Origin of the sequence: Anabaena azotica SJ-1, assembly GCF_047275885.1 — a bacterium.
GTDB lineage: Bacteria > Cyanobacteriota > Cyanobacteriia > Cyanobacteriales > Nostocaceae > Trichormus_B > Trichormus_B azotica_A.
In genome coordinates, this window is record NZ_CP178454.1 from 1,635,306 (window position 1) to 1,648,721 (window position 13,416).

A 13,416-nucleotide genomic window follows, 5' to 3' on the forward strand; every position below is an offset into this window, starting at 1 on the left:
AAATCAAAATCATCAAGTTTGACTAAAAAAGCCTTTATTTTCCTGACATTGAGTATTCTCTATCCTGAATACTTACTAATAAGGCGTTCCGTAGGGGCGGGGTTTCCCCGCCCTTATAGGAGTTCTGCATCCTTATTTATTCTTCACCTGACTCTTAGCCTGTTCTAAAGCAATTTCCTTAATAGCCTGATAAGAATTGACATTAGAAGTTCCTTCAATGGCTTTAACAGCCAAATCCTGAACTTGTTTTAATGCCGATTCTAATTGTTTTGATAGATTTTGTAATCGTGTTTCCTGATTAGTAATAGTCAGTTCTAAAGATTGCAACCTTTGTTCATAAAAACGCTTTTGACCTTCCACTTCTTTAGCATACAAATCAGATTTAACCTTAGCCTGATAACTGGCAATACCTTTACCTTCTTCCGTTGCTTTTTTAATAGCTGTTTCTTTCTCTTTCGGAAAAGCTTCTACCTTAGTTTTTAACTCTTCAAATTGTTTTTCTCGCTCAGAAATCGCTTTTTCTCTTGCAGTCCATTGTTTTTCCGTTTCTTGTTGTAACTCTTCCAATTCTTGATATAATAACTTTTCCTGTTGTGCATATTCATCACTGGCTAACTTCCGCTGAAGTTCCAAATCATATTTATACTCCGCCGCATCCCGTTGTCTAGTTCTGTTAAGATTATCGTTGCGTTCTTTTATCGCCCGTTGATGTTCTTCTTGTTCCTTTGTCCAAGTATTCTTAAGTTCTAATATTTCTTGCGATAAAACTTCATAACGTTCGTTATACTCTTCCTGATAAGCCTTTTCATTATTATCATAAGACTCAATGAGAGTATCTAAAATATCTTCAGATATCTCTAAATTATGCAATTGAGCTAATTGTTGAATTTCATTAGTTACAGATTCTCCAATTTCTGCTAATCGAGAAGCTTTTGTACTTAACTGTTCCGATAATTCATTAGCAGCACTACCAAAACCAAGTTGAATTTTTACCAAGCTTTCAATGGTATTATTCATTTTTTGTTGAATACTAGTAGGCTGTGTCATAGCTATTTTCGGTTCTACTTTAGGTTCTATTTTCGGTTCGGCTTTGGGCTTTTCTTTCGATACAGTTTGAGGCTCTTTTTGTGCTTGTTCCAGTTGATTTTTCAAAGAAGTCTGTTCTTTTAATAATTCTTCATAAGCTTGAAGAATTTCGGCTTTTGTGTTTTTATCAGTTGGTTTTTTAGCTGGCATAATTAACCCGTGAAAAATTCAAAATACTTAAGCTATAAATCAGCTAATTGTCTTGTGTAATGCACAACATCATGCAAAATTAATGTCAAAAACCTTATTTAGCATTATTAGAACTGCTATTAAAAGCTCTCATTGCTAAATCTTGGGCTTGGTTGAGTGCAGTTTGTAGTTGAGTGGAAATACCTTCAATTTGCTGAAGTTGCTTCTGAATTGTTTCATCCAGAGATTGAATTTTAGCTTCATAACTCTGTTTAGTAGACTCCCATTCTTTTTCAAATAAATCAGCGTCAACTTTCGCTCTTTGGCTGGTATCTTTGATAGCTTCTTCCCTGGCTTTTTTAATCGCTTCTTCCAATTCTGCCGGAAATGCTGCCACCTTCTGTTGATACTCTGTAAATAGAGGCTGTCTTTCTGTAATAATTTTTTCTCGTTCTGTCCAGTCTTTATTTTTTTGTTGTGTGGTTTCTTGTATTTCTAGTTCTAATTTGCGTTTTCTAGATTGATAAGCATCTGTATTAAGTTTGCGTGTTGTTTCTAATTTATATTGATATTCTTCTTGTTCTTGTTGGCGTTCTTTAAGCAATAACTCATTATAAGTTTGCAACTTTTCTGTGAATTCAGCCTGTTCTTTTTGCCATTCTTTCCGCCGTTGAGCAATTTCTTTTTCTATTGCTTCCCGTGTATTAGTTGTATTTTGTTCTAAAATTCTTAATTTCTCTTGATGTTCTTGAGTAAAAATATCTAATGTATCGGCAACTATTCTAATTTGCTGTAATTCTTGTAATCGTTGGGTTTCAATTTCTATTGCTTGATTAAGTTCATCTAATTTAGAATTTTCTTGAGCTAATTTTTCTGCAAGTGCATTAACAATACTACCAAATTCTAATTGTAAATCAGCTAGACCTTTAACAATGCTGTCAACGGTGTATGTAGAAGCTGTTGTTAAAATTTCTTGGTTTTTGGCTTTTTCAGCTTCTTCTTGTTTTGTAGCTATTTTGGATTCTAGTTTTTTCCTGTCTGCACGAATTTGTTCAAATGCTTGTACTAATTGTTGTTTGCTGTCTTTGATTGCACCTGTAGTCATAAATTTAAATTCCTTGAAAAGTGGTGTTTCAACAATGTCAAAAGACATACCCTGTGCAGATATCAGGGTAGCCTTTAATTAAGCATTTCTCTATGGTAGAAATACTGAAGAAGATGGAGAACAGGTAGAGGTGCATGGGTACAAGGCAGAGGAGAATAATGTATTATCTCTTGCCTGTTCCCTGTTCCCTGTTTCCTGTATGCTAGTATTTTTGTACTAAAATTTTACTCAAGTAGTTTGTGATTGTCAAGAGAAAATCTCACTTATCGGGGATAAATACGCAAAGTCGTGAGAAATACTTGTCCGCTGGTAGGAAATGTAATTTATGATATACTCAGTTTGTCATATTCAATACAATCTGCCAAAAATAGCTCCTCTGGAATCAATGTGGATGATGGGCAGTTACGGAATTTTCAATACAAGCACAGTCTCCAACTCTTGTGTTATCAATGTATACCACTGAATTAACTAAATATTCTGCCAAAGCGGATCTTGGTCAAACTAGCCGCATTCTAGTAGTTGAAGATGAAGAACTCATCCGGGAAATGCTAGTTGTGGCTTTGGAAGGAGAGGGTTATGAGATTATTACTGCTGTTGATGGCCGCACAGCGGTGGAAGTTCTCAAAAATTGCGAATCTAATTCCGGGGAATCACCTTTTGATTTGGTGGTTTTGGATTTAATGCTACCGCAGATTAATGGACTGGATATTTGCCGCTTGCTGCGTCATCAAGGTAATGCTGTACCGATTTTGATGCTTAGTGCTAAGGGTAGTGAAACTGACAGGGTTCTAGGTTTAGAAGTAGGTGCAGATGATTACTTAACTAAACCTTTTAGTATGCGGGAATTGGTGGCTCGTTGTCGTGCTTTACTGCGTCGTCAACGGTTAAGTAATGTACCGCTGATACCGGTACTCAAGTATAAAGAGATTAGTTTAAATCCTCAAGAGTGTCGTGTGTTGGTTCGCGGTAAAGAGGTAAATTTATCACCGAAAGAATTCCGCTTACTGGAACTGTTTATGAGTTATGCTCGTCGGGTATGGTCACGGGAGCAACTGCTAGATCAGGTTTGGGGTCCAGATTTTGTAGGTGATAGTAAAACTGTAGATGTTCATATCCGCTGGTTGCGGGAAAAGTTAGAGCAAGACCCCAGCCATCCAGAATATATTGTGACTGTGAGAGGTTTTGGCTATAGATTTGGCTAATTGGTAAATATAGTTGTTAGTTTTTAGTAATTACAAAATAACTAACGACTCAAATGCTTTTATTGGGATTTCTGCTGGGTTTGGCAGTGGGTTTTGGTTTTTGGCTTTGGCAACAAATTCAACTCAACAGCTATTTGGAGCGAGTTCTCCAGCCTCTGGGTTCTCATTCTGGTAAGCTGGGGTTGCCGCTGCTGACGCGCTTGCGACAGGAAATGTCTACTGTGAAGCAACAGCACCAAGATTTGCAGTTATCATTGCAAACCTATAAGGAACTGCTAGATTTTGCTCCGTTGGGATATTTGCAAGTGGATGAAGAAAACCAACTATTGTGGTGTAATCAGCAAGCTAGGGAAATATTGCATCTTTACAGGTGGCAACCGGGACAGGTGCGTTTGTTGCTGGAGTTGGTAAGATCCTATGAATTGGATCAGTTAATTGAACAAACTCGCGATTGGCAAAAGCCCCAAGTGCGAGAATGGATTTTTCATCCTTCTCTTGATAATGCTAAGGCGATGTTGGAGTTAAAACCTTTAGCTTTACAGGCTTTTAGCTTCCCTTTGCCTCAAAAACAGGTGGGAGTCTTTTTAGAAAATCGTCAACCATTGCTGGATATGAATCAGCAGCGCGATCGCTCTTTTTCTGATCTAGCCCATGAACTGAGAACACCTTTAACTTCCATTCGGTTAGTAGCGGAAACTCTGCAAACACGCTTAGAACCACCCTTAGACCGTTGGGTTAACCGCTTGATGCAGGAAGTTGATCGGCTGATTAATTTGGTGCAAAGCTGGTTAGAACTGACGCAAATAGAAACTAATTCGACAATGCTGCTGAATCTCGAATCGGTGGATGTGCGATCGCTCATTACATCGGTTTGGGAAACATTAGAACCATTAGCACAAAATCAGCATTTAAGTATTTCCTATTCTGGAACAGAAAATATTTGCATTCAAGCCGATAAATCCCGGATGTACCAGGTATTTGTCAACTTATTGGATAACAGCATTAAATACAGCCCTCCCCATACCACGATCTTCATTGAAATGAAAGTGATATCAGTCAATGAAGTTATTATGAGCGATCGCCACTCTCAAGCTCTAGAAATTAATATCATAGATTCTGGTATGGGTTTCGCAACCACAGATTTACCCCATGTCTTTGAGCGATTTTACCGAGGAGATAAAGCCAGACATCATGACTCACTTCCCGAAGGTAAAACAACAACAGCAATTACAGGTAGTGGTTTGGGTTTAGCAATTGTCCAGCAAATAATCATCGCCCATGGCGGTATGATCAAGGCCATGAACCATCCAGACACAGGAGGCGCTTGGATACAAATTCAACTCCCTGAAGTCATGGCAAACTCGCCAAGGCAAGATTATAGTTAAAAAATATATTCAACTTTGAGATTAAAAATGTGAAAGCTGTCATTAATCATACAAATCCTGAAAACCCTCCGAATACACGAGCTATTAAGCGATTAGAACGTGATGTATTACGCATGGGAGCTTTGGTGGAACAGTCATTCCGGCTTAGTCACCAAGCCTTATTTGCCCGTGACTTAACAGCAGCTGAAGAACTTCCCAGACTAGATAAGAAAATAGATCGCTTTTATAGACAAATAGAATCAGACTGTACATCAATCATGACATTGCAAGCACCTACGGCTCAAGACCTGCGATGCTTGAGCGCATTTATGCAATTAGTCCGGGATTTGGAAAGAATTGGGGATTATGCCAAAGATTTAGCCGAAATTGCCATTAAAATATTTCCTTACCCACCCCACGCTTCCTTGCCAGAAATCGCACTCATGTCTAACAATGCCCAAGCAATGTTAGCAACCAGCTTAGTAGCTTTAGCAGATTTAGATGAAATAAATGGTCGCCGACTCAAGTATTTAGATGATGACGTAGATAATGCTTATGATCAATTATACCATACCCTGGCACACCAAAAAGATATTCCAGGAGTAATTGAGCCAATTTTACTCCTAACATTAGCAATTCGCTGTTTAGAACGAATGGCAGATCACGCAACCAATATTGGTCAACGAGTAGCGTATATCGTCACAGGACAACGGTAGTATTAGCAGGCAGAAGGCAGGAGGCAGAAGGCTAAAAAGAAAAAATAAATATTTTCCCTCATCCTCCCCATCACCCTCATCATCCCCATCCTCCCCATCACCTCTTCTTCCGTATATTTCACCAAAAGCTTACCTGTTCTTAAACTTCGACTATTAGAGTAAATGGAAGATAGCTGACAAATATCTGCTATCTAAAACCTATTAACCATAAATTTACTTGATTAAACATATCTGCAATAACGTCTTTATTTTTGGAAAAATGATAAAAATCAGAAAAATTAGCTTGGCAATGAACAAAACTGAACAAAATCATTAATTAGCACCTATAGCTAACCCAGATGTATAGATGTTAGTTGAACATTATCATTAATTATACTAATAGATACTTTTTAGTTCAGCATAATGACTCTCAAATTCCCACCCATCTAACCAGAACATGACGTTTTCTACAACCGACACCCTAACATCTACTGCAAATAAACAGTTAACCCAAAATTTATTTACTCGTCGGTCAATAATCCCAATAAAACATGATGTTTTATGGCGTATTCAACGAGGTATAGTTCGTACCTTAACTTGGAATGAAGACGGAACATGCATCACCTTGGGTTATTGGGGACCAGGAGATATAGTTGGCTATCCTTTAACCAAAGTCAACCCTTACCAAATTGAATGCTTGACTAGTGTGGAAGCAATCATTACCCCACCGCAACTCTGGCATGAAGATATCAAGGCATTACTATACCACATCCAACAAGGGGAAGAACTCATAAGCATATTGCATCGAAAACCTACTTCACTAAAATTGTGGCAATTTCTAGTATGGTTGAGTGAAAAATTTGGTCGGGATTTAGAGCAAGGTAAATTAATTGATTTAAATATTACTCATCAGGATATATCAGAAGTGCTAAACACAACTAGAGTCACAGTTACACGAATATTACAGCAATTTGAAGAAGAAGGGAAAATATGGCGTTATAAACGCAGTATTGTGCTAAATTTACCTGGCAAATTAACTATCATTTAGTATCAAAAATTAATTTGGGGGTTGTGCTAACTAGCATAAATAATGTATAGTGATTGCAGATAAGTTATATGTAAATCCCCTGGTTACAGATAGGGATTTGCTCATAACTTTTGAATTCGTTGAAGTGTGTGTGAGTGAGAGAGAGATTAAAAACATGACAAAACTATTTTGGAATGTTCTGAAAGTAAGTCCAGTTATTGCAGCTACTTTTCTGTCTGCTAATGGTGCATTAGCTGCTGAAGTTAACGAACAAGCAACAAGTGTTGCTCAGTTGTCCAAAGAATCGAACAACATCGGTCAAGTAACATCCGTATCTCAATTTTCCGACGTGCAACCCACAGACTGGGCTTTCCAAGCTTTGCAGTCTTTAGTTGAGCGTTACGGCTGTATTGCAGGTTATCCCAATGGTACATACCGTGGTAATCGTGCTTTAACCCGGTATGAATTTGCAGCAGGTTTGAATGCCTGTTTAGACCGAGTTAATGAATTGATTGCGACAGCTACCGCTGACCTGGTAAATAAAGAAGATTTAGCTACCTTACAGCGTTTACAAGAAGAATTTTCCGCTGAATTGGCAACTCTGCGCGGTCGCGTAGATGCCCTAGAAGCGCGTACCTCTGAATTAGAAGCTAATCAGTTTTCCACCACCACCAAGCTGAAGGGTGAAGCAATTTTCAGCGTGTCTCAGGCATTTGGTGATAAAGCCGCAGGTGGTGCTGATTTAAACACCAACGCAACTTTCTCTGACCGTGTGCGGTTGTCCTTAGAAAGCAGCTTCATGGGTACAGATATGTTGCAAACCCGGTTGAATGCTGGGAATATTGTCCAAAATAACAGCAGTGCTGCTACTGGTGGTACAAACACTAACATGACCCGCTTGGGCTATGATGGTGATACTAGCAACTCTGTTAGCATAGATAAACTCAACTATGCTTTCAACCTGGGCGAAAAAATCCGCGTTAAAATTGACGCTGTTGGTGCTGAGTTGAATGAAAACGTTAACGTCTTTAACCCTGATTTTAGAAGCAGCGGTTCAGGTGCGCTCTCCCGTTATGGACGTTTCAGCCCCATCTACCGTCAAGCTAGAGATGGTGCTGGTATCACTGTTAACATCAATCCTAGTGATAAATTTACCTTGAGTGCGGCTTATTTTGGAGCAGGTAGAACTTCTGGTGGAGTTACTAATGCTTCTCAGCCTACAGATGGCAGCGGTTTATTTGATGGTGATAACACTATTTTCGCGCAGTTAGCATTCAAGCCCAATAAAGCTTTCAACGTTGGTTTAGCCTACGCTCGCACCTATCAAAATACCGCTAATGCTGATGGTATAAACTTGTTTGGCGGCACTGGAAGCAGCTTTGCTAACAATCCTTTCGGTGGTTCTAAAACTGAAGCCGACAACTACGGTTTACAATTTACCTTTAACCCCAATGCTAAGATCACATTAGGTGGTTGGGTTGGTTACACCACTGCTAATGCTCTAACTGGTGACACCAGCAGAGATGCAAATATGTTTTACTGGGGTACTACCCTTGGTATTAAAGACTTCGGTAGAGAAGGTAACACTTTAGGTCTAATTTTCGGACAACCGCCCAAAGTTACCGATACCAGCAATATTGCTAGCAATCCAGATAGCAACGGTACTTCCTATCATATAGAAGGTCTGTACAAGATGAAGCTTTCTGACAATATTCTAATTACCCCTGGTTTGTTGGTAATCTTGAATCCTAATCATAACGATGACAATGATACAATTTACGTAGGTACTCTGCGTACTACATTCAGTTTCTAAATTGATTGATGAGTTAGTAGCATAGTAGGCGTTTCATAAAACCTACAATATTTAACCCGCCTTTGGGCGGGTTTTTGTTTGGGAAATTGTCAGAAATGGCTTACGCCACACTCCGCGAACAGGATTTCCAGGATTAAAGCATGAACAGGATTAAAACCTACCGATTGTGACACCGGAGGATGCGGAATGGGGGTTAGAACTGACCTTTGGTAACTAGCCGTAGGCGATCGCCTAAGCTATTGTATATTTGCTGTCTAAACTTATTGTTGTTGACTGTTTTGTTTTTTCTGGGCGATCATCGCTCTTTTGACAATAACTCTAGTCAGAAGAAACTATCCTAATAAAGCCACGTCATCACACCTATCACACATCATTGGCAATATCATATATGAGTAGTATTATGCGTTGGAAATCAAGCACGGCTGCACTGATGGCTATAGCCATTACTACAGGTGCAGTTACTCCCTTATTAACCTTTGACCCTGCTCAGGCACAATTTAATATCAACCAACCCCGAACAATTACTATTCCGGCAAATGTTACCTTACCTGTTACTTATGAGAAAGAGAAGGTAATTGTTAATCCTGGAGAAAGATTACCTCTGACTCTGAGAATAGCTAACGATGTTATCGACAGTAACAGAAATGTTTTAATTCCTGCCAGAACTGAAGTGGTAGGAGAGTTAGAACCAGTCAATATAGATAGTGGTTACTACAATAAAAATAAAAAAGGTGTACGCTTTGTAGCACGAGAATTAATCTTTGCTTCTGGAAAACGGCAACAGATTTATGCTAATTCTAGAACTATTAGTGAAACCCAAAGAATTTCCAAGGGAACTGATACTGGGCAGGTATTAACAGATGCTGCCATTGGTGCTGGTGCTGCTAGTGTAATTTCACTATTGACAGGTAACAAGAAAATTGAAGTTTTAGAACCAGTTGGTGGTGCTGCTGCCGGTGCTTTAGCCAGTGTGCTGTTGCGGAAAAAACAAGTTGATGTTTTTGTCCTGCGACCAGAAGATGATTTGGATATCATACTTCAGTCAAATTTGGTACTTTCGCGTAACTAGATTTAACTTAATTTAATTTGTGACTTTAATTACCAATATATTTTCACATATCCCCGACTTCTGGAAGAAGTCGGGGATCTCTGTTTTAAGAATGAGGGTATCTACTGCTATAACTGCTATATTATTAACACTAAATACATCTGGAACAGTGAGAGAAAAACTTACAGTTAAAACTATTGGCAAATTATAAACAACACAGGAACTGTTTAATGTCAAAATTGTCTAGGTAGTTAACAAAGTAGTTAACAAAAAGAACAAATAATTTTTACAGGAGTAAAATCAATGTTTACTTTAAATCGCTTGCAATCCAAAACAGCCTTATTCATGGCTGTAAGTATCACAGTAGGTGCTGTAGCACCTTTGATGACTGTTGCACCTTCTTTTGCTCAAACTAGTTTTTCTGATGTTTCATCTAACTACTGGGCATCACAATTTATACAACAGTTATCACAACGGGGTGTAATTGCGGGATTTCCAGATGGTACATTCCGTCCAGAAGAGCCTGTGACACGCGCACAATTTGCTGCGATGATTAATAAAGCTTTTAGCAAGTCTGCACAGCGGCAACCAATCAATTTTAACGATGTACCCAGTAATTATTGGGCATATAGCGCCATTAGACAGGCTTATACTATCGGTTTCTTATCTGGATATCCAGGTAATGTCTTTAAACCTAACCAAGCTATTCCCCGTGAACAAGTTTTAGTTTCTCTCGCTAATGGTTTAGACTATGTTGCTACTAGTAATGTGGAATCTACTCTACAATACTATAATGATTCTGGTAGTATCTCTGGTTATGCTCGCAGTCCGATCGCAGCAGCAACTGATAGAAAAATTGTTGTTAACTATCCTAATGTTAAGTTTCTCAATCCTGGTGTGACTGCTACTAGGGCGCAGGTAGCGGCTTTTATTTATCAAGCATTGGTTAGTTCTAATCAAGCTTCTGCGATTAATTCACCTTATATTGTTTCTCTGGTGACAACTCCACCACCACCCCTATCTGTCACCATTCCTCAAGGAACTATTATTCCTGTGAAGTATGAAAAGGCTGGCAAAATTCTTGTTACCAAAGATGAAACTGCACCTTTAACTTTGACAACATCACAAAACGTCATTACTCAAGATGGTACTGTGGTAATTCCTGCTGGTAGTGAGGTAATCGGTGAACTTAGACCTGCTCAAGGTGGTTCTCAATTTATTGCTCAAAAATTAATTTTGACGACAGGAAAAGAATATAATCTGGTTGCTAGTTCTGATGTGATCAGCAAAACTGAAACTGTGAAAAAAGGAATTAGCACCAGTTCAATTATCAAAAATACTGTATTGGGTGCAGGTGCAGCAGCAGCGGTGTCTGCGGTGACAGGCGATCGCGCGATCGCCACAGAAGAAGTCCTTGGAGGCGCTGGTATTGGGGCGCTAATCGGTCTTTTCTTTGGTAGAAATAGCGTTGATTTAATTGCCATTGAACCTAATACAGATTTAGAAATGACAATTAATCAAAGCTTGATAGTCTCTTTGCAGTAGGAAGAAGGCAGGAGGCAGAAGGCAGAAGGTTATTTATTCTCCCCTGCTCCCCTGCTCCCTTCTTACTGTCACCTGTCACCTGTCACCTGTCACCTGTTACCTGTCATACTTCAGGCAACCAAATAATAAATGTAGTTCCTGGATGCTGAATTGAAGAGATATTTGAGTTAAATGCAGGGCTAAAAACTTCTATTTCTCCCTGCATTTGTGCTATTAGTTGTTTAGCGATCGCAATTCCCAAACCAGTACCAGGAATTGCTGTTTGTGCCTGGACACCACGGTAACGTCTTTCACCCAAATGCTGTAAATCTTCTGCTGGAATACCAGGGCCAGTATCACTAATTGCTATGCCTTGAAAATTAGCTTTTTTTTGTCCTGCTTGAATCGAAATTGAACCACCAGCAGGCGTATATTTGAGAGCATTATCAATAATATTACTTAAAACTTCTCTTAAGGCTTTGATATTAGCTTTTACTAAGGGTAAATTGTCAGGAATATCAGCTATCAATTCCAGATTTCGCTCTTGGGCAATAGCTTGAGCCGATATTAATAATGGTAATAATAAATCTGTTAATACACAATCAGTAACATCTTCCCCTGTTCCTGGCAATAATAGCGGTGGCTTGGCATCTTTCTGCACAGATGCTTCGACCACAACCTGAGATTCTGGCAGGGGAAGGGGTGTTAAATCTGAACTAGTTAAATCAATGACTTGATCAAACTGTTGCAGCAATTCTTGGAGGCGATCGCTCTCTCGTACAATACTAGTAGCCACATCTCGATTTTGGTCTGCTGGTCGCAGTCGCTTGAAGAGCAATTTACCAAAAGTACGGATAGCCGTCAAAGGGTTGCGAAACTGGTGCAACAGATTATCTAGTAAATCCCGTTGTTCTTCTTGCAGAACTTGCTGTTGATGTAGCTGTTGTTGCAACCATGCCCGACGCTGATCTAAAATACAGGCGATCGCTAAAATTTTGGCTATACGCTGAATTTCATTTTCTTCCCTTTCATTCCAAGCTCGATCATCCCTTCCTGTCACCAACAACCCCATCATCATCCCTTCATAAATCAAAGGCGAAACAATTTGATTACCACTAAAAATATCCTCACTTTCTAGATGGGGTTGTGCTGTATTGGTGCTGCCAGATTTCGCTGACGACTCAGAAGTAGCAGATCCTGCTGTCAACAACTTTCCCCCTTGATTTGGTAATGCCAAAACATGACCAAATGGTGTTTGCTTATTGACCATCACCTGATTTAGCTGATCCCCCTGCCTTAATACTGCCGTTTCTGGGTAAACCAACACAGGAATAAATTGTGCCTCACCTGTAGACGTATCTACAAAATCTTGTGTTAAATATACAACACTCAAAGACGCTCCCAGTCCTTGAGTCAACAGCGCAATTTGCTCTCGACACAGAGCAATAAAATCTGAACTGGCAGACATTAACATTTTTTAACTCTTGCTCAGGATCATGGACTACCAGGATTAAATACAAAAAACACTAAGTTTTTTACTCACTTATTTATAAAGCTTAACGTAAGTATTCAGGATAGAGAATACTCCAAGTCAGGAGAATAAAGGCTTTTTTAATCAACTTTGATAATTGTGATCAAATCTCACTTTTTTCTATTCTTGATTTCATAAGCATTCTGACTCCTGACTCCTGACTCCTGAATTCTTACAGCTTAACTATATTTTCTCATTAATGCTTTATTCTGGGGAATGATATTTACCAATTCCCAGAAAAACCAAAATCACTATCCAGTGAAAAAACTCGTAAGAACCTGATCAAACAAGCTTCTTTCTCCTCAATCCTGTAGAGGTTAAGCAATACGCAACCCCTGATAACTACTAATTTGCAGCCTCCAGCCTCCTTAATCCAGCCTCCTGAATCATCTTGTATCAAAACATTAAAAACCATTGATTTTTTAAACTATAACTTATATAATTACGACGGGTTTTGTAGCTATGACTACAATCTTATAGCTTGAAAGAGGAGGACAATAGGTTGGCAAGGAGACGTAAACGGAAAAGTCGTCGTCGCCAAGAAGGACGACGCATCCTAGAACACGTGCCTCAGTACAGCATCGAAAGTGGCGAAGATAAACCGGTGACAGCAGCGAGAAAATTCATTCAAGCTGAAGGTATCTTGCCTCCTGCCTTGCTACTTGTAAAACGGAATGAACACACCACAGACCGTTATTTCTGGGCTGAAAAAGGTCTGTTTGGCGCTCAATACGTAGAAGAAAATCATTTCTTGTTCCCCAGCTTACGGGTCTTGGAAGCTCCTGCTGGTCAAGAATTAGTGACTGTGGCTAGTCGTTAACATCTAAAATGATCTCTTACGCATTGAATGTTACTTCTTACTTCTGACTCTGACATTAATTAACTGGCAAAA

General features: G+C 39.2%; 11 protein-coding genes. 8 read left to right on the forward strand and 3 right to left on the reverse strand.

Annotated elements, in window-relative coordinates:
- Positions 1 to 132: 132 nt before the first annotated feature.
- Entirely contained in the window at positions 133 to 1,236 is a 1,104-nt protein-coding gene (locus ACLLO5_RS07085; RefSeq protein WP_413174772.1) for a hypothetical protein, read from the reverse strand.
- 94 nt (positions 1,237 to 1,330) lie between these two features.
- On the reverse strand, positions 1,331 to 2,320 hold the full coding sequence (locus ACLLO5_RS07090; protein WP_413174773.1) for a hypothetical protein: 990 nt from the start codon (positions 2,318 to 2,320) through the stop codon (positions 1,331 to 1,333).
- A 449-nt stretch (positions 2,321 to 2,769) separates the two neighbouring features.
- Here ACLLO5_RS07090 and ACLLO5_RS07095 point away from each other — a divergent pair, with 449 nt between their 5' ends.
- The 7 genes from ACLLO5_RS07095 (at position 2,770) to ACLLO5_RS07125 (ending at position 11,014) form a co-directional block, all read left to right on the forward strand.
- Positions 2,770 to 3,522, forward strand: coding sequence for a winged helix-turn-helix domain-containing protein (locus ACLLO5_RS07095; RefSeq protein ID WP_413174774.1), 753 nt, complete (start codon positions 2,770 to 2,772; stop codon positions 3,520 to 3,522).
- 53 nt (positions 3,523 to 3,575) lie between these two features.
- Positions 3,576 to 4,907, forward strand: a complete 1,332-nt coding sequence (locus ACLLO5_RS07100) for a sensor histidine kinase (protein ID WP_413174775.1) — start codon at positions 3,576 to 3,578, stop codon at positions 4,905 to 4,907.
- Positions 4,908 to 4,936: 29 nt separating this feature from the next.
- Entirely contained in the window at positions 4,937 to 5,602 is a 666-nt protein-coding gene (gene phoU, locus ACLLO5_RS07105) for a phosphate signaling complex protein PhoU (protein ID WP_413174776.1), read from the forward strand.
- A gap of 436 nt (positions 5,603 to 6,038) precedes the next feature.
- A complete protein-coding gene (locus tag ACLLO5_RS07110; protein ID WP_413174777.1) occupies positions 6,039 to 6,629 on the forward strand; it encodes a Crp/Fnr family transcriptional regulator in 591 nt (196 codons plus the stop codon).
- 154 nt (positions 6,630 to 6,783) lie between these two features.
- Entirely contained in the window at positions 6,784 to 8,421 is a 1,638-nt protein-coding gene (locus ACLLO5_RS07115; protein ID WP_413174778.1) for an iron uptake porin, read from the forward strand.
- A 388-nt stretch (positions 8,422 to 8,809) separates the two neighbouring features.
- The gene (locus ACLLO5_RS07120) at positions 8,810 to 9,490 is read left to right on the forward strand and encodes a conjugal transfer protein TrbI (RefSeq protein WP_413174779.1); all 681 of its coding nucleotides are present in this window, start codon (positions 8,810 to 8,812) and stop codon (positions 9,488 to 9,490) included.
- A gap of 282 nt (positions 9,491 to 9,772) precedes the next feature.
- Positions 9,773 to 11,014 (forward strand): S-layer homology domain-containing protein, encoded by a 1,242-nt coding sequence (locus ACLLO5_RS07125; RefSeq protein ID WP_413174780.1) that lies wholly within the window; start codon positions 9,773 to 9,775, stop codon positions 11,012 to 11,014.
- Between the two features lie 103 nt (positions 11,015 to 11,117).
- On the opposite strand, the gene ACLLO5_RS07130 is transcribed toward ACLLO5_RS07125, so the two are convergent.
- A complete protein-coding gene (locus tag ACLLO5_RS07130; RefSeq protein WP_413174781.1) occupies positions 11,118 to 12,467 on the reverse strand; it encodes a sensor histidine kinase in 1,350 nt (449 codons plus the stop codon).
- A 559-nt stretch (positions 12,468 to 13,026) separates the two neighbouring features.
- Between ACLLO5_RS07130 and ACLLO5_RS07135 the strand changes: the two genes are divergently transcribed.
- A complete protein-coding gene (locus ACLLO5_RS07135) occupies positions 13,027 to 13,344 on the forward strand; it encodes a DUF3155 domain-containing protein (protein WP_013191616.1) in 318 nt (105 codons plus the stop codon).
- Positions 13,345 to 13,416: the final 72 nt, after the last annotated feature.